General features: G+C 48.9%; 24 protein-coding genes. All 24 read right to left on the minus strand.

Features of this window, described 5'->3' with window-relative positions; translation table 11 throughout:
* Window positions 1-331: 331 nt before the first annotated feature.
* Window positions 332-2,215 (minus strand): aldehyde ferredoxin oxidoreductase family protein, encoded by a 1,884-nt coding sequence (locus KKC1_RS00800; protein ID WP_088552614.1) that lies wholly within the window; start codon window positions 2,213-2,215, stop codon window positions 332-334.
* Window positions 2,216-2,232: 17 nt separating this feature from the next.
* Window positions 2,233-2,697 (minus strand): 4Fe-4S dicluster domain-containing protein, encoded by a 465-nt coding sequence (locus KKC1_RS00805; protein WP_088552615.1) that lies wholly within the window; start codon window positions 2,695-2,697, stop codon window positions 2,233-2,235.
* A gap of 285 nt (window positions 2,698-2,982) precedes the next feature.
* Window positions 2,983-4,197: a nickel pincer cofactor biosynthesis protein LarC gene (gene larC, locus KKC1_RS00810; RefSeq protein WP_088552616.1), complete on the minus strand. Its 1,215-nt coding sequence runs from the start codon at window positions 4,195-4,197 to the stop codon at window positions 2,983-2,985.
* Window positions 4,194-4,955 (minus strand): nickel pincer cofactor biosynthesis protein LarB, encoded by a 762-nt coding sequence (larB, locus tag KKC1_RS00815; protein ID WP_088552617.1) that lies wholly within the window; start codon window positions 4,953-4,955, stop codon window positions 4,194-4,196. Before larB ends, larC begins: the two co-directional genes overlap by 4 nt.
* Window positions 4,937-5,773 (minus strand): ATP-dependent sacrificial sulfur transferase LarE, encoded by an 837-nt coding sequence (gene larE, locus KKC1_RS00820; RefSeq protein ID WP_088552618.1) that lies wholly within the window; start codon window positions 5,771-5,773, stop codon window positions 4,937-4,939. The genes larB and larE overlap by 19 nt, the downstream gene beginning before the upstream one ends.
* A gap of 118 nt (window positions 5,774-5,891) precedes the next feature.
* Window positions 5,892-6,983 (minus strand): M24 family metallopeptidase, encoded by a 1,092-nt coding sequence (locus KKC1_RS00825; protein ID WP_088552619.1) that lies wholly within the window; start codon window positions 6,981-6,983, stop codon window positions 5,892-5,894.
* Window positions 6,984-7,047: 64 nt separating this feature from the next.
* Window positions 7,048-8,298, minus strand: a complete 1,251-nt coding sequence (locus KKC1_RS00830) for a benzoate/H(+) symporter BenE family transporter (protein ID WP_088552620.1) — start codon at window positions 8,296-8,298, stop codon at window positions 7,048-7,050.
* Between the two features lie 71 nt (window positions 8,299-8,369).
* Window positions 8,370-9,815 (minus strand): hypothetical protein, encoded by a 1,446-nt coding sequence (locus tag KKC1_RS00835; RefSeq protein ID WP_088552621.1) that lies wholly within the window; start codon window positions 9,813-9,815, stop codon window positions 8,370-8,372.
* Window positions 9,816-10,439 carry a 4Fe-4S binding protein gene (locus KKC1_RS00840; protein WP_088552622.1) on the minus strand — a complete coding sequence of 208 codons (624 nt, stop codon included), beginning with the start codon at window positions 10,437-10,439 and terminating at the stop codon, window positions 9,816-9,818.
* Between the two features lie 3 nt (window positions 10,440-10,442).
* A complete protein-coding gene (gene dmpG, locus KKC1_RS00845; RefSeq protein ID WP_088552623.1) occupies window positions 10,443-11,462 on the minus strand; it encodes a 4-hydroxy-2-oxovalerate aldolase in 1,020 nt (339 codons plus the stop codon).
* Window positions 11,435-12,337, minus strand: coding sequence for an acetaldehyde dehydrogenase (acetylating) (locus KKC1_RS00850; RefSeq protein WP_088552624.1), 903 nt, complete (start codon window positions 12,335-12,337; stop codon window positions 11,435-11,437). Before KKC1_RS00850 ends, dmpG begins: the two co-directional genes overlap by 28 nt.
* A gap of 13 nt (window positions 12,338-12,350) precedes the next feature.
* Window positions 12,351-13,124, minus strand: a complete 774-nt coding sequence (locus KKC1_RS00855) for a 2-keto-4-pentenoate hydratase (RefSeq protein WP_088552625.1) — start codon at window positions 13,122-13,124, stop codon at window positions 12,351-12,353.
* The gene (locus KKC1_RS00860; protein WP_088552626.1) at window positions 13,090-14,016 is read right to left on the minus strand and encodes a molybdopterin-binding protein; all 927 of its coding nucleotides are present in this window, start codon (window positions 14,014-14,016) and stop codon (window positions 13,090-13,092) included. The genes KKC1_RS00855 and KKC1_RS00860 overlap by 35 nt, the downstream gene beginning before the upstream one ends.
* Before the next feature lie 14 nt (window positions 14,017-14,030).
* Window positions 14,031-14,825: a nicotinate-nucleotide diphosphorylase gene (locus KKC1_RS00865; RefSeq protein ID WP_088552627.1), complete on the minus strand. Its 795-nt coding sequence runs from the start codon at window positions 14,823-14,825 to the stop codon at window positions 14,031-14,033.
* Between the two features lie 303 nt (window positions 14,826-15,128).
* Window positions 15,129-15,953, minus strand: a complete 825-nt coding sequence (locus KKC1_RS00870; RefSeq protein WP_088552628.1) for an IclR family transcriptional regulator — start codon at window positions 15,951-15,953, stop codon at window positions 15,129-15,131.
* A gap of 186 nt (window positions 15,954-16,139) precedes the next feature.
* Window positions 16,140-17,492, minus strand: coding sequence for a UbiD family decarboxylase (locus KKC1_RS00875; protein WP_088552629.1), 1,353 nt, complete (start codon window positions 17,490-17,492; stop codon window positions 16,140-16,142).
* A 17-nt stretch (window positions 17,493-17,509) separates the two neighbouring features.
* Window positions 17,510-18,664 (minus strand): iron-containing alcohol dehydrogenase, encoded by a 1,155-nt coding sequence (locus tag KKC1_RS00880; RefSeq protein WP_088552630.1) that lies wholly within the window; start codon window positions 18,662-18,664, stop codon window positions 17,510-17,512.
* A gap of 4 nt (window positions 18,665-18,668) precedes the next feature.
* Window positions 18,669-20,528 carry an aldehyde ferredoxin oxidoreductase family protein gene (locus KKC1_RS00885; protein ID WP_088552638.1) on the minus strand — a complete coding sequence of 620 codons (1,860 nt, stop codon included), beginning with the start codon at window positions 20,526-20,528 and terminating at the stop codon, window positions 18,669-18,671.
* Between the two features lie 12 nt (window positions 20,529-20,540).
* A complete protein-coding gene (locus tag KKC1_RS00890) occupies window positions 20,541-20,786 on the minus strand; it encodes a hypothetical protein (RefSeq protein WP_088552639.1) in 246 nt (81 codons plus the stop codon).
* 410 nt (window positions 20,787-21,196) lie between these two features.
* Window positions 21,197-21,733, minus strand: coding sequence for a spore maturation protein (locus tag KKC1_RS00895; protein WP_088552631.1), 537 nt, complete (start codon window positions 21,731-21,733; stop codon window positions 21,197-21,199).
* 4 nt (window positions 21,734-21,737) lie between these two features.
* Window positions 21,738-22,331 carry a nucleoside recognition domain-containing protein gene (locus tag KKC1_RS00900; protein WP_088552632.1) on the minus strand — a complete coding sequence of 198 codons (594 nt, stop codon included), beginning with the start codon at window positions 22,329-22,331 and terminating at the stop codon, window positions 21,738-21,740.
* A 119-nt stretch (window positions 22,332-22,450) separates the two neighbouring features.
* Complete coding sequence (gene ytfJ / locus KKC1_RS00905; protein WP_088552633.1) at window positions 22,451-22,861, minus strand: GerW family sporulation protein; 411 nt, start codon at window positions 22,859-22,861, stop codon at window positions 22,451-22,453.
* Window positions 22,851-23,507, minus strand: coding sequence for a DUF2953 domain-containing protein (locus tag KKC1_RS00910; protein ID WP_088552634.1), 657 nt, complete (start codon window positions 23,505-23,507; stop codon window positions 22,851-22,853). Before KKC1_RS00910 ends, ytfJ begins: the two co-directional genes overlap by 11 nt.
* Window positions 23,508-23,628: 121 nt before the next feature.
* Window positions 23,629-23,790: a hypothetical protein gene (locus KKC1_RS15925; RefSeq protein WP_153802833.1), complete on the minus strand. Its 162-nt coding sequence runs from the start codon at window positions 23,788-23,790 to the stop codon at window positions 23,629-23,631.
* Between the last annotated feature and the right edge of the window lie 105 nt (window positions 23,791-23,895).

A 23,895-nucleotide genomic window follows, 5' to 3' on the forward strand; every position in this document is an offset into this window, starting at 1 on the left:
TCACAGGATCTTTAAACTAGTCCCTTCCGCTGCAAAAGAAGCTCTTACTCGTAAATCTGAACCACAGGCTAAAGAGATTACGAGGGAAAGGAGAAGACCTGCTTCCGCTCCTCCCTAGCGCAAGCCGCTCTCCCTTCCCTCCTCCTCTGACATACAGGGGCAATATCTTCACTGACTATTGATATAGCTCAAACTCTCCCTGATCCTCGGCCGCTCAACTGTTACTGATATCGATAGTGTTTATGTAGACCTTTTTTTGGTCGCTATTTGTCAACCCAGGGCTCTTTCTTTGTTAAAAAACATTAGTTTTGTTAGCACCTGTCATCTTTTCTTAATTGATCGCGAACTCGAGGCCTAACTCTCTAAGCTTCTCAGGTCTCGGCAGGCCGGTCTGCTTATCCCAACCCATGGCTTCATAATACGCGTCAAGCATTGTATCCAGATTTTCTACCTTAGCTCCAGCAGAAGGCCCATTGGGAATAGCCTGACTAAACCGCCTGGGCAGTTTATCATCCTTGCGAGTAAAGCCTTCACGGGCGTTAAAACACCGTTTAAGATTCCAGGAACGCTCTGCTGCAGTCAACAGTTCTGCGGCTGTTACATCCCATCCAGTAAGGGCACTGACAATCTCAGCGTAAAGCTGCGGCGTAATGCAACTACCCTCACCACCCCAGGAGTAGAAGATACACGCCCCCAGAATTTCGCTGATTTCACCCTGTAATGCCACATACCGGTAAACAACACCTTTTTGTGACGATTCATCCTGAATTTCTGCAGGCGGCCACGGCAAGCCAAATTCTTTCATACCACAGTCAAGTTGACCAAAATCCCATGTGCTAGCCCAGTTGGGATGCATATGACAAGCTCCCCTTGGAGAAACAGCATACTGAAGAGCCAGCACCTTGGATTCAGAACGCGGCTCGTGAGCTGGTAATTCCAGGCCCTTCACATGGACAGCTGCCTCTTCAGCCGCAGGACCTAGTTGTTCAGCCATACGTTTTACACCCTGGGCAAGCAATGCCCCAATTCCTTTCTGGTGAGCGATTTTTTCCACCAATTTTACCATTACTTCTGCATCGCCCCACCGCAGAGGCATTCCTTCCGTTTCCTTATCAGTTAGTAAACCCTTTTCATAACACTCCATAGCAAAAGCAATGCTCATCCCCGTGCTGATTGTATCCAAGCCATAAACATTGCACAGATAATTGCCTTTAATAATAGCTTCCAAGTCATCAACTCCACAAATAGCCCCTAACATATCTACAGTTTCGTATTCTGGACCCTCCATGGGCGGCGTGACAAACTTTCCGGTAGGCACTGAAGTATAGCGCCCACAGGCAAAGCTACATCCATAACAAGCCCGCCGTTTAATTTGGTACTTCCTGTTAAGAGTCTCACCAGAAATTTGGTCAGCCTTTTCAAAATAGGCTGTTTGGAAGTTCTTAGTTGGGAGTATACCCAGGCTATTGTTCACCGATACCAGCCCAACCGTACCCAGAGCGGGAATGCTGCCGAAGGGGTAATTATTCAACCATTGCTCCGCTTTCTCAATAGCCTCCGCAAATTTCTTCGCCTGTGCTACTTTAATACCGCCATGTCCGTTTACCACAATTGCTTTCAAGTTTTTGCTTCCGAATACCGCTCCAATACCGCCACGGCCGGCAGCCCGTCCTCTGTCGTTAATTAGAGCAGCATATAAAACCCCGTTCTCACCCGCCTGACCTATAGCAGCCACGGAGATTTCAGGATCATCAAGTTCTCGAATTAAAGTATCTGTAGTTTCTTCGACATTCAACCCCCATAAGTGTTTAGCAGGTTTAATTTCCACTTGCCCGTCGTGGATATACACATAGACAGGATCTGCCGCCTTACCCTCAATAACCACAAAATCAAATCCTGCGTACTTAAGCTTGGGACCAAAAGCACCCCCTGACCGAGCCTGATTCCAGGTACCGGTTAAAGGCGACCTAAAACACACCTCGTAACTTCCTCCGCTAGGACAAAGGGTACCAGTTACAACACCAGTAGCCAGTACCACTTTAGCCTCTGGGGCTAGGGGGTCAACCCCGCCCGGCATTTCCTGATAAAGGAGCTTGGCGGCGTAACCTGTACAACCCATGTACTTACGCAATTCACTTTTGTCCAGTTCTTCTACCTTGGTTTCACCACTGGTTAGATTAATCCGCAACAGTTTACCGGCAAACCCGTACCACATTAGTTAGCCACCTCCCATTAACTTCTAATCTTACCTGCCTGGGCCATAGCCCAAAGCTCCCGGCGCTTGGCCGCAGCTTTGCGCACATCCTCATATCGAATAGCACCGTGCGGACAATGGTCTGCACATGCCGGCGAACCACTGCACAAGTCACACTTGGCCGCTATATCCATTTCTTCATCAATTCTGAGTACTCCGTAGGGACAAACCTTTACGCAGGCACCGCAACCAGAGCAGAGATCGCTGTCCACCACGACTGCGTCAGTAGTTCGATCCCGTTTGAGCGCTCCAAGGGGACAAACGTCTATACACAAACCACAATGTATACATATTACGGGCACATCCACCCCCGGCTCCCGCCGTATCACATAAACATTACTGCGGGAAGGATTTATTTCGCCATATTTTGTGAGCGAGCACCACATTTCACACCGGTGGCATCCAGTACATAGAGTTGGGTCTACTATCAACACCTTAGACACAAGCAGTCACCTCCAAAACCTAAACTTTTAGTTTTGTTCGGTATTATCGAATGATGTTCATTTTTCCTATAAGTTTATTCGACTTCTTTTTTAAAAATCCTCTTTGTTTTGAAAAAATTTAAAAAACGAGAGATAAATTATCCTCCCCGATAGCGGACAAACCCGGGGTTTTACCCCGGGTTTGTCCGCTATCTGACCCTTACTGCCACCAGGCTGTAAGGGGTTTACCGGAAATCCGCCAGTATGTCACCAACCGACCAGGCATCACGCTCTTTTGTTCCATTTTCATTTCTTCTTAAGCAGTGCATACGCCTTATTCTTAACCAAGTCGTAAACAACCTTTATGGGAATACCTTGTTGCAAAGCAATTTGCCTGCATTCTTCATATTCAGGAGCTACGTTCAACGTGCCACCCGGGGCCCGGGCCACCTTAACCCTAACCGGACCCCATTCCGTTTCTACTTCAACAAAATCATAAGGAAGATTTTTCTTGATAACTTCATATCGCCTGACTCCAATAGTGGTGGTCTCCTCCAAAAGTACCTGCACAAGCTCCTGGTACTTGCTATACGGTGAAAGAACGCTTATCATCACCCCGGGACGGTTTTTCTTCATCTGCACTCTGGTAAGAAATACATCCAGTGCTCCCTTTTCGAACAGCCGATCCATTATGTGGTCATAGAATTCCGGGTTCATGTCGTCCAGGTTGGCCTCCAGCATGAGGGCCACTTCTTGATGACCCTTTCTACCGTCCAAATGACTGGTTCTTGATTCGTCCTCGCCGGCCGGCTGGCCTATGAAAAGGCGCAACAGATTGGGAATTTCTAAATCTCTTTCCCCTGCCCCGTATCCTATTTCTTCGATACGCATCGGCGGAAGGGGCCCAAATCCTTGCGCCAAGGCGGTGATTATAGCCGCACCCGTAGGGGTCACCAATTCCTGGTTAATGCCCCGGGAGTATACAGGCACATGGCGGGTAAGTTCCACGGTAGCGGGAGCGGGAACAGGGATGGTCCCGTGCATGGAGCTGGTAAATCCTGTTCCCACATGAAGCGGGGAAGCCAAGATTTTTTCTACCCCCATGGTCTCCAGGCCGATGACTGCGCCCACTACATCGATTATCGCATCCACCGCACCTACTTCATGAAAGTGTACCTCTTCTACTGTGGTCCGGTGGACCCGGGCTTCTGCTTCTGCCAATCGGCGAAAAATTTTGAGGCTTGTTTCTTTGACGTAATCTGATAGCCTGCTCTGCCCTATTATCTCTTCTATGTCCCGGAGAGTGCGGTGGCAAGAATTTTTGTCTTCTAAAATTACGTCCACTTTGGTAGCGCTTATACCGTGTTTCTTAATTTTCCGGCAATTTAAGGTAAACTTTCCAATTTTCAACTCTTGCAATTTCTCTTCTAAATCTTTAGGCTGTAACCCGGCATCTATCAAGGCGCCCAGCGTCATGTCCCCACTTATGCCAGCAAAACAGTCAAAATAGGCTATTTTCATTCTTCTTTCTCCCCTATCCTGTTGATCAGGGCCGCCGTGTAGCCGGCACCGAATCCGTTATCAATATTTACTACAGCTACCCCGGAGGCACAGCTGTTAAGCATAGTCAGCAGGGCAGCCAGCCCTTTGAAACTTGCCCCGTAACCGACACTGGTGGGTACAGCTATAACGGGTTTGTCCACCAAGCCGCCCACCACGCTGGCCAACGCCCCCTCCATCCCTGCTACCACCACAATTACTCTGGCCGCAAATAGTTGTTTGTGATTTAATAAAAGGCGGTGAATGCCGGCAACCCCTACGTCATAGAGGCGTTCAACCCGGCTCCCCATTGCTTCCGCGGTCAGTGCTGCTTCTTCCGCTACCGGTAGGTCGGAAGTGCCGGCGCTCATGACCAGTACGTTGCCGACTCGCTTTTGTTTGCCTTTTTGAATAACCATCATGCGGGCCAATTCATGATATTCTGCCTGGGGTATCTTCGCCAGTACCTTTTCGGCTACCTGAGGAATCATTCTGGTGGCCAGAATGTTGCTGTCGGTCCGCTGGTTCAATTGTTCTATGATGGTTATTATCTGCTCTACGGTTTTCCCTTCACAGTAAACTACTTCCGGAAAACCCTGCCGGATCGCCCGGTGGTGGTCTATCTTGGCAAATCCCAAATCCTGATAGGGCATCACTCTGATTTTTTCACAGGCCTGCTCTACGGAAATTTTCCCCTCCCGAACCTGCTGAAGCAGTGTTTTTAGCTGTTCGCCGTCCACGCCTGCCTTTCCTCCTTCAACACTTCATTCATGCTACCCGTTCGGTATCCTTCCAGGTCCAGCGTCACGTAGTTATAACCCAGGCCTTTCAATTTGCTCACTATGTTAGGAGCTTCTTTCAATATCAGAGGAAATGCGTCAGGCTTTACTTCTATACGCGCTATCTGGCCGTGATGTCTTACCCGGAGTTGCTCCAAACCCAGCTGGCGTAAATAGTTTTCGGCTTCTCCCACCATTCTCAGTTTCTCCCTAGTTATTTTGTCCCCATACGGAAAGCGGGAAGACAGGCACGCAAAAGAAGGTTTGTTCCAGGTTGGTAAATTCATAGCCCGAGAAAGCTCCCGGATCTCCTCCTTCGTCAGCCCCGCCTCACGCAATGGGCTGCGCACGCCTAGCTCCCGAATTGCTTTCATCCCCGGCCGATAGTCATGGATATCGTCTGCATTAGAACCGTCAATTATATAGGCAAGGCCTTGTTCTTCGGCAACCTGTTTTAACTTGGAGAAAAGTTCTTTCTTGCAATGGTAGCAGCGGTCAGGCGGATTGTCGGCAAATCCGGGCACTTCCAGCTCTTCCGAGCGAATTATCAGGTGCCGTACACCCAGGCTGCCGGCCAATCTTTTGGCTTCCTCCAGTTCATGCTGAGGATAAGTTTCCGAAGTAGCCGTGACTGCCAAGGCTTTGTCACCCAGCACTTCATGGGCTACCTTCGTTAAAAAAGTGCTGTCCACGCCACCGGAAAAGGCTATAACAACGCCCCCCATCTCAGAAAGGATGTTTTTCAGTTTTTCCAGTTTATGCTCTGCCGTGTTATTCATTCTCCTCCTCCTCGTACCCCAATACTTTATACTTTAAGGCTTATAAGACAGCGGTGCCTTGAAAAGCCTAGGCTAACAAAATTAAATACTTTTTTATAAAAAGCAGGGCTGTACTTCGTTAAATCCGGATCAATTCCCTGGGGTAATTAGTTAAGATTTCGGCACCATCATCTTTTACAAGAATCGTATCAGTTATCCGCGGTCCACCAATACCTTTTTTATATATAGTCGGTAATAACAGGTCTACTACCATCTTCTTTTGAATTACTTCTTTCCTGCCTTTGCCAATGATAGGATAAAACTCTGACTGCCGAAGCCCTACTCCGTAGCCAATATAGGTCAAAAAGGCTTTTTCGAACCCTGCCTTGGCAATCACTTCTCGGGCAGCAGCATCTACCTGTTCGGACGTTACTCCGTCTCTCAATTTGCCTATAGCTGCTTCTTGGGCCTGAAGAAGAAGTTCATACGTTCTTTCCTGCTCTGGGGGAATATCGCCGAGGGCTACCGTGCGGCACATTTTGGAGCAGTATCCTTCGTATGTCGCACCTATGTGGACAACAACCACCTCTCCTTCCTGGATCACTTTGTTGCTGGAATGGGGGTGACTCATGAGGGTTTTTTCCCCCGAGACTATCTGTGGTCTGAAAGGTAAGCCACTGGACCCGGCCTTTAACATGGTATACTCTGCTTCGGCAAGAACTTCAAGCTCAGAAATCCCTGGACGTATTGTTTTGATAGCTGCTTCCATTCCGCTGCAAAGTATCTGGGAAGCTTTTCTGATCTTTTCAATTTCATCTTCGTCTTTAATTGACCGCACACGATAAAACAACTCGGTGGCGTTGATAAATTCTGCTGCAGGAAATCCCTTTCTAAGTCCCTCGTAAACACTAAACTCTACAAAATACTTTTCAAAACCAATCCGCGGCGCCTTATAGCCAGCCTTCTTCAAACAGTCAACCGCTTTATCTACCAGGGTTTCCTGCGGGAAATAGTACGGTACTACCTCCATGCCCTTCTCCCGCACATGCGCTGCATCAAGCCAAAGTACGATGGCTTGGGGTTCTCCTGCTTTCGGGATGAGCAACGCCATACATTCTATCTGGGTGGTACCTACGAAATATATCAAATTTTCCCGACCCACCACAAACAAAAGATCAAGATTTCGCTCTTCCATAAGATTTTGAATACGCCGCACTCGTTCTTGCCACATAACACCCGCTCCTTACATTAATAAACCCGGGCCGGGGCTTAAACCCCGCCCGGCTTAGAACGGATTATTCGAAGTCCTGAGGTTCCACCAGTAAGGATGCGATAACGCCACCAACTAAAGCCCAGAAAGGAGCGCTGATCTTCAATAAGGTGATACCAGACATGGCGATTACCAGAGCGAAAAATGCCCCGACACGGAATTTCTTGGTAGCAAACGCCAGTTCAAAAGCGCTCAGGAGAACTCCTATCATGGCAAGACCCGCAAGTAAACTTACCAGTTCTTTGGGTAAGGCCTTTACAAACGGTACCGCTATACTAGCAAATAGTCCAAAGGAGCCAAACACAATACCGTTAACAACAGTAGCAGCGTAACGTCCTTCCTTATCCGGGCCAGCTTCTTCCGAGCTGCAGATCGCGGTCATAGGCCCAGCAATGTTAGCGTTATGGCCGCCAAAAAAGGATGTAATAATTCCTCCTATACCGCTAATAATAGTCATAGCATTTATCGGAACTTTATAGCCTTGGGTCGTTAGAACACCGTAGGCCTGAGCGTTCTCAGCGCCTATGACCAGCACTGCCAGCGGAACGGCAATGGCAAGAAACGCTCCTAACGAAAAGGACGGTGTGAAAATTTGCGGAGGCATCCAGGCAATGTTTATATCGGTAAACTTAAAACCACCTGCCCACACGGCTGCGATAATCCCAACGATCAAAGACCATAAGACTGGAGATATTTTTTTAGTTAATCTTTGCCCGAAGAAGTAAGCCGCCAGAGCTGCACCGCCGATTATGGGAGCCTTTTGGGTGGAAGTAACAATTCCCAATCCAAATTTAAACAATGCACCAGCGACCATACCCATGACTATAGGCAATGGAATCCAGCGCATTACCTTTCCGATCAGGCCGGAAATACCCAAAATGAAAACTAAAATTCCCGCCAGTAAGTAGGCACCCACTACTTGGTTGAACGGAAATAAAGTTAAGGCTGAAACAAGCATCACTGCCCCTGGGATAGACCAGGCACCGGTAATCGGTTGTTTGTAATAGAGTCCCATTACAATACTGATGAGACCGCCAAAGAAATACACGGCAAACAGCCAAGATATGGTCTGAGCATCCGTTAATTTTCCGTTTTGAGCAGCGTTCATAATAATCAGCGCGGGACCTGTACATCCAAAAACAGCAGCTACGACACCTGCAGTAATAGTATTGTAATTTAATTTACTCCAGAAATCAAACAATCCCTCTTTAAATCCCGGCCCTTTTTCCCAAACAGTCCTCTTTTTTGCCGTAACCGTCTCGGACGAAACTGACATGGTTAATTACATCCTCCCCACTAAAAAATTTGTGTACACCCCTCCGGCCCGAGGCCGGAGGGGTTTTAGTTTTAGCCCGCGACTTTTTTCAAAACCGACAGATCCACGCCCCGCTGCCGCAGCCACTTGGGCAGCAGTTCTTCATCTACCCTACGGCTCACCTCCGGAGCTTTTTTGAGTAACAGCTCCGCCAGCGGCTCGCTGACGTTAATGCCTCCCATGGCACCGTCGAAAATAATTACCTTTCTGGTACCGGTGACCTTATAGGCAAACTCCATAGCCGCCTCGGTGCTTTCCGCCACTACCGCATACTTCATGTAGCTCAGATTCTGCGGGTCGCGGTTGAAAAGCTCCGCCTGTTCCTGTCCAACGACTACCGTAGGAATATGCTCAGAGAAGAAGGCGCTGGGATAACCAGTCCAGGCGTAGTTGTGTACGCACATCTTAATGGCCGGATTGACCGGCGGAATATCCTTCAGTAGCGGTCTACCTTGCTTGCCGTAAAAAGCTTCCGTATACCATGTGTAGGCCGGTAGAGGTTTTTCGAGGTCATAGAGATCTGTATTGGCTCCGGCAAAGTTGGCGTAAATAACTCCTGCAGAAAATACGTAGGGTACCGGACAGGGGAAATCGAGAACAGCAATGCACTCGTCAATCTCTCCAAACAGGGTCATAATCTTCCCGTAGTACTGGCAGCCGGTAAAGGTTACCCGGTCGTTTAAAGCATACAAGTCGTTGTCCACGTCTACACCTACCACGCCGTTGGGAGCAATAGTGAGGAAGGCAGCAAAGGCAAATTTGCTCTGAACGAAGGGCGAGTCAAAGATGGCTCTCGCTATGAAGTTCGCTGCCCGCGGGCCAAGGTTCTGGTGATAGGTAGAGCGCGTTTCTATCCTAGCGTAGGACATACCAAAGGGTTTGACGGCTTTGTCAACCTGACGATGGAAGTGAACCTCCCGCACATCGCTGTGGTGAGTATGCACAATCCAGTCGGCGTCGTAAATTTTCTTTATCCCATACAAGGTACCAATTTCTGTCTCGATAGGAATACCTTCGTCAATAGGTGCTACCCCTATGGCCTTTCCATTATAGTGCTTGTCCAACCCATACCGTTCGATATATTCTTCCGTTTCACGAAACCGCAGACCTACACCCGCGCGAAGCCGGATGTTTTTACACCCGGTACGCTCTTCGATAATGTCTTTAACCGCTTTTAACAGTTCTGCATACGGTTCGCCTCCAAGCAATGTGAAACCGTGGTGCGAAGCCAGAACGTTTACCGTGTGCTCCGGCTTGATCATGCTCATGTCCACTTTCCTCAACGCTTCTTCTGCCGCCTTCCGCACTGCAGCAATCCCCTGCTCGCCGGGATAAATTACTTCCGGAAGATCTGGAAACAGTTCCTTAAGCAGCACCGAGGTCATCCCGGGCAGCTCCGATACCCTCGTCTTTACCAGGGAAGGATCAATACCATACTGGGATTCCCGCGGCGGAATAGGGGTAATGGGAGCCCGCACTTAAGAATCACTCCTTTCCTCAGATGTGGCGGTTGCCACTACCTGGTCTAAAACTTTGATATCTTCGTCAAAGTAAAACCCTCGCTTGCCATGTTTTTCTTTGACTTCTGCCGGCACTTCCCAGGCAGTGACTGTAATACCGTACCATTGCCAGCCCTTAGCAGGCGGCTCAGGATTTATCCCCGCTGCTCTCAGCAACCTCAACACCGGCTGAATGCACTCTACTTTACAACCCGTCCGCACTCCGGTAACCAGTGAAATCTCTTCCGGTGTCTTGGCCCCTCTTAATATCGCCGCCGCTACTTCTTCCGCTCGAGTCGCTGTGCAGTAGCATATTATCTGTTCCGGATTAAAGTTCGCCTTACGGCAAAGAGAGGCAATTTCTTTGTAATCCAGTCCCTCTAAATCAACTTTTACTACTAAAGGCTCCGCACGCTTCACCATAGTCACCGCATATTGCGGACACCGCTGCTCACATGCGGCACAACCTCGACATCTTTCTTCGTCTACCACCGCCACCCGGTCAACAATTTTGACAGCAAGTACCGGACATACCCTTTCACATGTCTTGCACCCTATGCATTTCTCCGCATCTACTTGCGCTAAAAGGTTAACTACTTTCAAACTTTAAGCTCCCCCTTTCCTTTGAGCTAGTTGGTATGCCACATCAACAATCATGTCTTCCTGCCCCCCGACCATCCGCCTCCTTCCTAATTCAACTAGTATGTCTCGAGGATCAAGGCCAAATTTCTCTGCCGCACGATAGGTATGCAGCAGAAAACTTGAATACACTCCCGCATACCCTAGCATTAAAGAAGCGTTGCGTATTACTTGAGGACGGTGCATGAGCGGCTCCAGGATTTCTTCAGCCACGTCCATTACCTTGTAAAAGTCCACTCCTGTTTCATAACCAAATTTTCGGAGCACTCCCACCAGCACTTCCGTCTGCGTATTTCCTGCTCCTGCCCCCAGGCCTCTCAAACAGCAGTCAATATAGGTTGCCCCCGCCTCCAGAGCAGCCAGGCTGTTGGCTGTAGCCATAGAAAGGTTGTTATGGGCGTGAAAACCTACCGGTACATTAACTGCATCACATACGGCGCCAACTCGCGCTTTTACATCATCAGGCAGCATGGCACCGGCTGAGTCGGCTACGTAAATAACTTCTGCCCCGTAAGATTCAAAGAGTTTGGCCTGTTCCGCCACTTTTTCCGGCGGCACCATGTGGGAAAGCATTAGAAATCCGAAGGCCTTCATGCCCAGCTTCTTGGCCAGACCAATATGCTGTTCACCTATATCAGCTTCAGTAACATGGGTCGCCACTCGAACGGCCTGGGCACCGCAGTCCCGGGCCATTTCTAAATCTTCCTGGGTCCCAATACCCGGAAGCAGAAGGACCGTCAATTTGCCTCGTTTGATGACCGAAGCAGCGGCTCTGAGATATTCTTCGTCACTGGCAGCGGCCCAGCCATAGTTGTAGGAGGACCCTGCCAGTCCGTCTCCATGCGAAACTTCGATGTACTCTACCCCCGATGCATCCAGGCCCTCGGCTATCTTGGCCACCTGTTCGGGAGTAAACTGGTGGCTAACGGCGTGACTCCCATCCCTTAGCGTGGAGTCAACTAAATGCACGCGCTTTGCTTCTCCCATACAGCTACCCCACCTTTCTTCAGCATCCTTTGCGCCAAACGCTCACCAACTGCTACAGCAGCTGCGGTTATGATATCCAAATTTCCGGAATACTTGGGCAAAAAGTCACCTGCCCCTTCCACCTGGATAATAGTGGTCACTTTGTTACCGTCCAGGATAGGAGGTACGCGAAGCTTATATCCAGGAACGTAGCTCTGGACCTCTTTGACCATGGCTAGTACCGATTCCCGGATGGCTTTTTCATCCGGTTTTTCCACTTCCACATAAACAGTGTTAGTCATCATAATGGGAGGCTCGGCCGGGTTTAAGATAATAATAGCCTTACTTTTTTGAGCGCCGCCGACTATTCTTAAAGCTTTTGCCGTGGTTTGGGTAAATTCATCAATATTTTGTCTAGTGCCAGGACCCGCGCTCTTGCTGGCTATGGCCGCTACAATTTCGGCATAGCGCGCCCCAGCAACCCGGTTAATGGCGTGAACTATAGGTACCGTCGCCTGCCCACCGCAGGTCACCAGGTTCAAATTGGGCTCTTCCGCCACTTCGTGCAAGTTCACGGGCGGAACCACATAAGGCCCAACTGCCGCCGGCGTAAGGTCAATGGCAATTTTACCCGCCTCCTTCAAAAGAGGAGCATGCTGAAGGTGCGGTTTGGCGCCGGTAGCATCAAAAACGATTTTTATGTCTTCGTCTTCCAGTATCGGCCCGATGCCTTCGATAGTGGTCTTGACTCCAAATGAACGCGCTCGCTTAATCCCTTCTGATTCAACAATGCCCGCCACCATTTCCAATTGGAGGTACGGGCTGCGCCGGATCTTGTACATCAGGTCTGAACCTATGTTGCCTGGTCCAATGATAGCTACTTTGATTTTATCCATGTGCTTCCACCTCCTAGATAATTCGCAAGGATACAGAACCTAAGCTATGGAAGGAAAAATGGAATACATCGCCTTTAGCGGCGTCAACGGCGGCGGTAAAGGCACCGGACAGGATAATTTCACCTGCTTCAAGGGCGATGTCAAATTCACTAAGCTTATTGGCCAGCCAGGCTACTGCTGCCGCAGGATGCCCCCACACAGCAGCCCCCGCACCTGTGTTTACCAGCTCGCCGTTTTTCTCTAAAACCATGCCTATGTGTCTCAGATCAAGGTCCTTCAGCGGTAACATGCGCCCGCCAAGTACGAAAAGCGCACTGGAAGCATTATCAGCTACCGTATCGGGAAGCTTAATCTTCCAGTCGCGAATCCGGCTATCCACTATTTCTATAGCCGGCATTACCCCTTCGGTAGCGCGGTACACATCCGCTATGGTCACGCCTGGACCCCGCAAGGTTTCCTTCAGGATAAAAGCAATTTCTCCTTCGACTTTGGGCTGCAGTAAGGACTCGCGTGGTACCGCTTCACCCTCAGGTACCAGCATGTGGTCCAACAGATGGCCGTAATCCGGTTCGTTTACGCCCAGAAGCTGTTGCATCCCCCTGCTGGTAAGCCCTATTTTTTTGCCGATGATTTTACGCCCGCTTTTTACTTTTTTTTCTACTCCTGCCAGCTGAATGCGATAGGCAGTTTCTACGGTGAGTTCTGGATAGGTCACCGTAAGCGGTTCAATGGGTTGCCTGTTCTTTTCAGCCTCAAGTAACTTTAAGGCTAGTTCTTGTACATCCAATTGTTTCTCCACCTCCATGCATAAACTTTTGCCACCGCTCCCGCAGAGCAGAGGCGATAACCTGGGCCAGGCTATCTTTGCTAAGCCCTTTGCGCAGCCCCTCGAGGAGATATTCACAGGCTAGCTTGACCTCGTCGTGGGGTCCCGGCAGGGCAATTAGCTTTGTTACTCCTACCTCCCCAACGGCAATCCTGACGCCGTCTTTATGATGGCGCAAGCCATCAGGAGTGAAGTTTAAAATATATGGCGTACTGGCTTCCGGATCTAGTCTCAAAACAGCCTCTACGGTAAAGTCTTTATCTTCAGCTCCCACCCCGCCGGTGGTCACGATCAGTCCGTAGCCCTTCCCTAAAGCATCTTCCAATCTGGCTGCACTTGCATCTGCATCATCAGGTAAAATACCACCGTACTCGGCCTTGTAGCCAGCCTGCTTTAAGGCAGCTATCAAGTAAGGAGAATTGGTGTCTTTGATATTTCCCGCCAAAACTTCACTCCCTGAAGCAAAGACTAGCGCCCGTTTGCTCACTGTATCAGCTACCCTGTTGGCCAACTCAGAGGAAGCTCGTAATACATCTCTGGCTTCACCAGGATCCAAGGCTATAAGACCCAAGACGCCTTCTGAGTGAATTTCAGGACTATTCATGGTAACTCCCGGAATACGCCGGAGACGCTCCATAAGCTCTTCACCTTTGCCGGCTACAGCCTCTGCCGGCACCTCCCGCCGTAATATATCAAAAGCTATCAGGTTTGGCCTTACGTCAACTACCAAAACTTCGTGAGGTGCTAGTCCCAGTACGGCCGCTGCTTCTCTGGCGATTAATCCCAGATCGGCCTTCTCCAACTGAACGCCTTCAATCCAAAAAGTAGTCTTTTCTAGCAAATTCCAATTCATTTTAACCCGCCTTTCTATCCAGTAACATCCAGCCGGAAGTCCAGAAGCGGTGCATCTATAATGGCCCGCCCCACATCTACTATGTCTGCCCCTAAATTTGCCAGCCGCGGTATTTTATCAAAAGTAACTCCTCCCGCAAAGGCTATTTTAACCCGGTCTCGCCACCCATCCCGTTGGGCCAGCTCAATAACTCGTTTTAGATCAGCTTCGTCTCCCGTATCTATCATCAGGATGCCGGCTCCAGCCTCTACTGCCTCTTTTGCTTCGCCTTCAATAGCCGGGCCGTTACCTCGCAATTGCACTACTACGCTCCGCCCCGGCAGCATTTTGGCCCGTTCAACGGCCGGCGTAATACCCCCTAACATGCGGATATAATTTTTGTCTAAATATACAAACGGCTCCTCGGTTATTCTAATGCCAGCACCCCCCAGTTTGATGGCCTGGCGAAGTTCCTGGCGCACTTCAGCAGCCACCTTTTTCCAGGCGCCGCACACCACTTTTAGTCGTTCACCAGCAAGCTCTACTGCCCGGTTCGCTGCCGTGGCAACCCCCGACGGCTTGCCCAGGCAGCCCAGCATCATTTCCTCCGCCCGTACGATTTTTTCCGCCTCACCCTTACCGCGGAAAACGCAATGCCCCGGTTCCACCCGGTCACCGTCCTGAGAGAAGAACTCAATTTTCAATCCCAATTCTGTAGCAAACTCAACAGCCTTCCTGACCCCAGCCAAGACTCCTGCTTGGTTAACCCTAATTTCAAAGCCAAAAACCTTTTGGTGCAGCTCAGCAAAGAGATGTTCTCGAATATCCAACAAAATCTCCTCCTCTAACGCAGGCCGCTAATGTTTCGTTCGGTTCAGAAATTGTACAACGCTCACACCACCAGTAATGCCTTTCTCCAAATGTCTTTAAGCAATTGTTTCATTCGATATTATCGAACTGCGTTTCTATTATTTAAATTCTCTTATTGTTTTAGCATTTCCTCTTTTTTTTATAATTTTTTATTCGATAATATCGAAACCTTTTCAATAAGGTCGTACCAAGACAGCTAAAAAAATAAAGCGCCCGAAGGCGCATTTTAAGAGCAGTTTATACCTCTTTCGTTCTCATGCAGTTTAATAGACAGATGCTTCATAACTCCCTGCCATACCGTCTGCCGCCGGACGGTAACCCAAGGCTCGGGAAATCTCATGCGCTGTCTCTACCACCAGTTTGACCATTTTCTGAAACCGTTCTCCCGAAAGACGCGCCACAGGCCCCGCAATGCTCATGGCCGCAATTACTCTTCCTTCATGGTTTCGAATAGGTGCCGCTACACAACGCAGGCTATCCATTATTTCCTCGTTATCTACAGCGTATCCCTGCTGGCGGATTCTAGCCAAATCCTCCGCCAGTTTCTCGGGGTCAGTGATAGTGTTCTTGGTAAAACGCCGCAAACCCTTTTCAGCTATTATGCGCCGAACTTCACTGGGAGATGAATAAGCCAGCAGGACCTTACCCACCCCTGTACAGTGAGCGGGTAGTCTCGTTCCTACTTCTGAAACTATGCGTAACGACTGCCGACTCTCCCGCTTATCAATGTAAAGCACTTCGCCTTTATCGAGCACTACCAGGTGCACCGTTTCGCAGCATTCATCTACCAATTTCTGAAGATACGGCGCCGCCACTGCCCTTACATCCCAGTTCCTAGCTACAGCACTTCCAATTTCAAAAAGGCGAAGTCCTAATTTGTATTTACCGCTAAAAGGCGACTGTTCGATGAATTCAAATTCTTTTAAAGTACTCAACAAGCCATGTATTGTCGACTTAGGTAACTGGAGCTCACGGGCAATTTCCCCCAGACTCATTTCGCCTGCCTTGGCCAGTAATTCAATAATTGATATGGCTCTTGCCACCGCCTGCACTTTAACATTTGGGTTATAAACATCTTTGCCTGGCATTTGTTTCAACCGCCCCACATTTTGTTCGATATTATCGACCGTCTTACTAAATAAATTCTCTTTCTTGTCCAAATTTCCTGTTTCGTATCCGCTATTTTAGTTTCGATAAAAAATTATGGTAAGTTTCCGCTTAATTGCTATCCACTGAAGACTTCATCGTTACCGAACAGCCACCCCACATTGCTCTCAATCCCCTAAGTACTCCTCCAGCCTGATTTTCTCAAAACCGGGGATTCTGATTCTCTCAAAACGTTCCGCGGGAGCACTAAGCGGTACGGTTGCATCAATGCCCATTTTATCACTCAAGCCGTCATCACTGGATGGGTCAAGTCTGTTTCCATGGGCTTGAGAAATTATAATAACATCTTTGCTCGCCTGACACCGAGTAGCAATAGCCCACTCTACATCTTCAGGATTAAAGATATCTACATCCTTATCTACAACTACTACATGTTTAACCTCCGCACTACTGGCAAAGGCAGCAAATATGGCGTTTTTTGCCTCTCCTTCATGTCTCTTATCGATAGCTATAACAGCGTGGTAGCGACATGTGCCTCCAGGAGTTAAGTGCACTGCCCGAACCGTAGGAACTGCCTGCCTAACCATTTGGAAGAGTGTAGCCTCCCGTGGAATAGCTCCCAAGAGCAAATGCTCCCTTGTTGCCGCTACAATGGTTTGATATATCGGCCGGCGTCTACAGGTAACAGCATCAATAACGATTACGGGCTTTTTACTGGCAGGACCGTAGTACTTCGGATACTCACCAAACGGACCTTCTATCTCCCGCACCCCGGGTAGCAACCGTCCTTCCAGGACTATTTCTGCATGAGCTGGTACTTCTATATCCACTGTTTCACATTTTACCAACTGAAGAGGTTCTCCATGCAAGGCACTGGCAATCTCCAGTTCATCCACTCCAAAGGGTGTAATTGCCTGCGATGCCAGTAAGGTAAGGGGATCTACACCGATGACCAGAGCAATCTCCAACGGCTGGTCTTTTTCTTCCACCTGCCGAAAAATATGCCACAGGTGGCGGGGTAAAATTAAGATACCCAGCCTGTTTGGACCCAGCAGCTGAAGCCTATGAATGGAGACGTTACGTACTCCAGTGCAAGGGTCTTTGGCAATAAGAAGAGCAGCAGTAATGTACGGTCCGGCATCCTTCTCGTGGTGGGTCGGGATGGGAAACATACTACCAAGGTCAATATTATCCCGGACTATAACTTCTTTGACAGGAGCTTTTTCTCTATCAATTAGGCAGCATGGCAGCGGATTAGCTTGCGCCTCAGCAAATTTAGTCACTAGTTCAGCTACGTTTATTTTCATAGCTTCAGCAATCAGCTGCCTGTTATGCAATATTCCGGCTACTACAGGAACAGAATACCCTTTCACTTTTTCAAACTTCACAGCCCACTGCCCGTCAGCCTTCTTAGCCACAGCAGCCAGTTCGTATACCGGGTCAACTTCCCTTTTGACTTTCTTCAGATACCCCTTGGTTTCTAATGTTTTCAACCAACTGCGCAGGGAACGAAAACTCATTGGCACCACCCTTTTTGTTATAGAGCCTTCCTAAGTATTCCTACAATGTCTTTTTCCGTAGCCTTTCGAGGATTAAACTTTAACATACCATGTCCCATGGCGTCCTCAGTCATACTCTCAATCATGTCCTCAGTTACTCCTACTTCTCTCAGCCGGCGTGGTAAGGCAATGTCTTCAACCAGCTCGCGCACAGCTTTAACTGAACGGAAAGCTGCTTCTCTTAAATTTAATCCTCTTACATCCTCACCCAAAGCAACTGCGATGTCCCTAAACTTTTCCAATCTGGCCATGGCGTTAAACTCCATTACATGGGGCAGAAGCAGCCCTATAGCTACTCCATGTCTTACATGCGCGTGGCCGCTTAAAGCCGCTCCGATGGAATGAGTAAGACCTAATAAAGAATTGTTGAACGCCATACCAGCTAATAGACTACCTAGAGACATTTTAGTACGCGCTTCTTCATCGCTCCCGTTAGCAACCGCGGGTCTAAGACTTTCTCCAATAAGTTCAATAGCTCTTAGAGCGAGCACTTCAGCGGGTGGCTGGGCCTTAAGGGATACGTACGTTTCTATAGCGTGAGCCAAAGCATCTATTCCGCTCGCCGCAGTTACGGAGGGCGGCGCCGTTAATGTAAGAAGCGGATCAACTAAAGCAAGCTCGGGTGCCAAATAGGGGCTTGCAACGGTTATTTTCATATTATTTTCCCAATCGGACAGAACAGCAAACATCGTAACTTCACTGCCTGTACCAGAAGTCGTAGGAACTGCTATAAGAGGTATAGCCGGAGCTTTGGGAACCTTGTTCACACCAGCATAGTCCCTGATATGACCGCTGTTTTCCACTACTACTCGGGCGCCCTTTGCCGTGTCAACCGGGCTACCCCCGCCCACCGCTAAAATGAGATCGCAATTCTTCTCCCTAAAACGTGAAGCACAGCGGTGAACAGTCTCCAGGCTCGGATCCGGTTCAACCTCATCAAAAACCACAGTTTCTATTCCCGCGTCATTTACTACCTTTTTAACTTGTTCAAGAATGCCAGCTTCAACAACTCCCTGATCTGTAACAATAAAAACCCGCATCGCATTGTATTCGCGACACTTGTTACCGATGTTAAACACCTCATTGACACCAAAACAGACTCTAGTCTGCAGTTGAAACGCAAATCCTTCCACTGAATTACTCCCTCCCGCTAACTATAAACTCACTTAGGTCCAAACTTTCCAGTGTTTCCCGGGTTGGAATACCGTTCTCGTTCCAGCCGCGGACAGAATAATACTCGTCGAGCATCTTATCCAAAGGAGGTAAATTTTCAGCTGCTCCTCCACTCCCCCGTTTTTGTTTGAGGATACGCGGCGGCAGAACATCATCCTTACGACTGATGCCGCATTTTACGTTGTAAAGGCGTTTAAGATTAAATATCCTCTCTCCAATTTTCATTAGTTTTTCCGGAGTCAAGTCCAAGCCCGTGGCCAAATTAACCCACTCAGCCAAATCCGTTATTTGGACCCCGCCAAACAACAGAAACTTACATAATGCCAGCGAGTCAAAAACACTCATGAGATTTTGAGCCAAGGCTACTAGTTTCCCTTTTCCTTCAACAGAAAACCGGTCAAGCGGCTCATTCAGCCCAAATTCCGGCATGGCCACGTTGCGCTCAAAGGCATGGCTAAACCCTTCCAAATGACACGCCCCTCTGTTTGCGGTAGCGTATCCTACAGCTATACTGTTGTACGCCCTTGGATCATGAGCCGGAAACCCCATACCTTTAACATGGATGGCAAATTCTTCTGCCTCCGAGCCAAACTCGGCAAGTACACCCTTAAATCCCTTGGCCAGAACAGACCCGAAGCCCTTGTTCTGCCCTAACTGGTGAATAAGTTCAATTAAAATCGCGGGGTCACCCCACCGCAAAGCCAAACCACCTGTATCTTCTTTCCCAATAATACCTTGTTCGAAAGCTTCTATGCTGAAAGCGATTAGATTTGCTGCATCTATCGTGTCTATGCCGTAACGGTTGCAGAGCTCATTAGCATAGCAGATAGCTTCCAGGTTATCTATAAGGCAGGAACCTCCCATCAGGCCAAGAGTTTCATACTCGGGGCCACCCCCACTGACTCCCTTATAGGGCCCGGTGGTAATGTTTACCCGCCGCCCGCAACCTATAGGGCAGCCTGCACAGTGAAAGCGGCCGCTGAGTACAGTCTCAACCATCCGTGGACCGCTAATGTTTTTGGCTCCTTCTTCCCACTTTCCATCCCGCCAGTTTCTCACAGGGAAATCGCCTATTTGCTCGCAAGGTATTACCAGACCTGCCGTACCGAATTCCCTGAGACCCTTGGTTTTTTCTTTGATTCTTTTTATAGCCTCTTTTACTTTAATCTTTAGTTCTTCTTCAGCAGCCAGGTTTGGTCTTCTTGTTCCCTGTACTACAAGAGCTTTCAGCTTCTTAGAACCTGCAACCGCTCCCAAGCCGCAGCGCGCTGCAGCCCGTCCTTCCTTACCATCGGTAAAAATCCCGGCAATTCTAACTAAACGTTCCCCCGCAGGACCAATAGCACACACTTGAGCACCAGGATGGAATTCCTGGAGCCTCTCTGCAGTTTGATAGGTATCCAGCCCCCACAGCTCCGAAGCATCTCTTATTTCTACTCCACCTTCGTTTATCCAGAGGTATACCGGACTGTCGGCCTTCCCCAGCAGTACTACACCATCATAGCCGGCCCTTTTTAGTTCTCGCCCCCAACTGCCTCCGACACTAGCTTCTCCCCAGATCCCGGTTAACGGCGACTTACCGACTACCGAATGCCGACCCGAAGACGGTACCATCGTACCCGTGAGCGGTCCGGTAAAAAATCCCAGAACATTGCCCTCCCCCAGCGGGTCTGTTTCTGCACCGGTATTCCTGGCTAATGTAACGGCACCAAAACCGCTCCCTCCCAACCATTTGGAAGCATAATCGCTCTTAATTTCTTCTTCCCACCATTTCCTTTCCGTCAAATTTACCCACAAAATCTTACCAGCATAACCACCCTTCATAGCCACATCACCTTAACCTCCCATAGGCTGTAACATAACCCATATTTCCATCCCTTCTGGGACCAGGTCATTGGGACCAACTATTCTATCGCCAGCAAGAATCATCACCTGGTCTCGGCCATATTTATCTATGTTGCTTTTCTCGGCAATCAAACTGACCAGTTCGCTAGCTTTACTATTTCTAGGTATCTCTAATTCCGCCTGCTCAATACCGTTCCAAAACTTAAAAGGTGCCAGCAGTTTAACTTTTACTTTCAAGATGAAACTACCCCCCGCCACAACAACTAATCGGTTGAACAGAAAGTGTGGAAGCCACGTCACGAGTCCAGGGATATAAGTCAGGACCATTAGAACAACAACTGCAGCGCCAACCCAAACCCACATGGGTTTAACCAGCTTTTCCAGAGCTGTCCCCGAATTTGTTTCTGGTTAGAGATAGCTGTTCCCCAACCATCCGCCTCCCTCCTGCCCAGACTCATTTCGATTTACTATGTTGTTCGATATTATCAAACCTCGTTCCTCGTTCTTACAATTTAAAATTCTCTGTTTCATCGTTATTTCCTGTTGTTTACTGGCATTTTCTGTTCGACAATGTGAAAAGTTTTTGAAATATCTTATTTAACAGTAATACTCCATTAAATTAAAACTGAATGCCCTGAGGCGCTTTTTCAACGAAACAACAAATTACAAATAAGCAGAGAAGCCAAAAGACCTGAGACATCTGCCAGAAGGCCTAGGGTTAACGCATACCGGTAGCGGCGTACTCCTACGGAACCGAAATAAACGGTGAGCACGTAGAAGGTGGTATCAGTGCTGCCCTGCATGACGGAAGCCAATCGGCCGATAAAGGAGTCCGGACCGTAAGCACTGATCAGCTCAGCGGCAATGCCCAGGGCACCGCCGCCGGACAGGGGACGCATAACCGCCAGGGGTAAAACTTCCGGGGGCGCTCCCACCACCCGCATAACCGGATTTATGAGCCTCACCAAGAGTTCCATGGCCCCGGATTCCCGGAACACGGCAATGGCTACCAGCATCCCGACTAGAAAGGGTATGATACGAACGGCCGTACTGAAGCCTTCTTCTGCTCCCTGCACAAAAACTTCATATACTTTAACTCCCCGCAGGTAACCCAACAACGGTATAAAAAACAACAGGGCGGGAATGGCCCAGCGGGAAATCTCGGATATTACGACCGACAGCATACTCTTACCTCCTATGACGTTTAGCCCAGCGCCGTCGTAAAACCCGGTCGGCTATTACCGCCACCACCATACCGGTAGCAGTAGCGAAAATGGTGGGCCCCACGATTTCAGTCGGGTTGGAGGAACCGGCAGCCACGCGAATACCGATAATCGTCGCCGGAATAAGGGTTATACACGATGTGTTCAGGGCCAGAAAAGTACACATGGCTTCGGTGGCTTCCTCCGGATTATCGTTCAGCCTCTGTAGCTCCTGCATGGCTTTAAGCCCGAAGGGAGTAGCCGCGTTCCCCAAGCCCAAGATGTTGGCGCTGAGGTTCATAATGATAGCCCCCATGGCTGGGTGACCTTTGGGGACGCTGGGAAACAGAAACTCCATCACCGGCCTTACCAGCCGGGCTAAAAACCTCACCATGCCCGCTTCTTCCGCAATACGCATGAGGCCCAACCAAAGGGCCATCAGTCCTATAATCTCCAAAGCAATGTTGACTCCCGTCTGGGCAGCCTGCAAGGCCGCTGTGGTTACAACTTCTACATCTCCGTTGAGGGCCGCTACTACTATTCCGGTAAGCAAAAGGAGAAGCCAGACAACGTTAACCATGCCTCTACCTCCGGTTTCGGTCTTTCATGGTAAAATTTATGAAAACATGGGACAATCTAGAACGGCCCTCTAGCAAAATTTAAGGGAGACCTTGCGGTCTCCCTGGAGAAAAAAGTTCCTTAATGCTTTTCTTTCTCTTCCCTCTCTCCCCTTCCCAACAGTGATTGTATCTGGTTCAAAACCTGGGGAGTCAGGTCTATCAAGCGATCGATAGTTGTATTGCCGTCTACGGGGAGCAACCGGATCTGGTTATTCCCTACTACCAGGAAACCAACCGGCTGTACCGAAACCCCGGCACCGCTACCCCCGCCGAAAGGCAGGCTGTTAGCCTCGTTCTTGCCGCCGGTATCACCGCTTTCATACTCGCCTCCCCCGGCAACAAAGCCGCAACTCACCCGCGAAACGGGAACAATTACGCTGCCGTCAGGAGTTTCTACCGGGTCGCCCACCACGGTATTTACATCTACCATTTCCTTAATGCTTTCCATGGCCGTTTTCATAAGCGTCTCGATGGGATGATTATCCGGCACGTCCCGTTACCCCCTTCAGGAAAAATAGGCGTATGAAGCTCCAGATGACTTTAAAACCTGCAATTATAATATAGCCTAATCGAATGGCGAATATACAATGATAATCCATTTGTAGCCTGGAACCGGTAAAATGGGGAATTACCCTGATTACCGGGTCAACACAGTCTACTTTCACGACCCGCCGGAAGTGATGATACAGGTAACTTTTGACCCCCCACAGAAACCCTACCGCTATTCCCGTAACCGCAGGATCGTTAAAACCGATTTCTGTTACCCAGCGCACCCTTATGCAGTTAACCTTCCCTAATAGATAACGGTTGATCTGAATGATTCTCCATAGAAACGCAACACTAGGAGCCGATAAGGACATAACTTTAGGAAATTTAAACCAGGGAACTTTGACCTTGCGCCTGGCTAAAACCTTACCTTCTTTATCCTTGCCGGCTTTTAACCGAAAAATAGCAGACAGATTTCTACCCTGCCATTGAAGTAGTGGAACCTCCAGGCGACTGACCAAGCCGCGCCACAGGTAGAGCTTTATCTGAAAGCGCTCATCTTTTTCCTGCCAGCGGTATCGCACATCAAAATACACAGGAAGAAGAGGTAATAATAAGAAACTTAAAACTATCAGAAGTATGAAAAGCATGGAAACAGTCGCTCCTGTTCCAGGGGCTAATCTAATTGTATTAGTGTTCCACCGGAAGGCAAGAATATGTGGCAAACAAAAAGGCCTGCTAAATAGCAGGTCTTCTCAACTAAAAAATTAATCAAATTCCATCTACAGACAGTATTCCCTTTAAGAAAAGTTCCACCACAAAACGGGCATTCTTGTCCGGCGAAAATGGTTCCTCAGGGTTTAAGATATAGTGAGCGGCAAAATAATTGACCATCCCCACAAAGGCGAGGGCTGCCTGACGCGGGTTTTGCAAGGGGAGGCGCGCTCTAACTATTTCTTCCTTTTGCGTATTCCGGTCAAATTGGATACCGATTCCGGTTCAAACTGGACGGCTAGTCCGGTTTAAACTGGACGCTCG

The sequence above is a fragment of the Calderihabitans maritimus genome (genome assembly GCF_002207765.1).
Taxonomy (GTDB): Bacteria; Bacillota; KKC1; order Calderihabitantales; family Calderihabitantaceae; genus Calderihabitans; species Calderihabitans maritimus.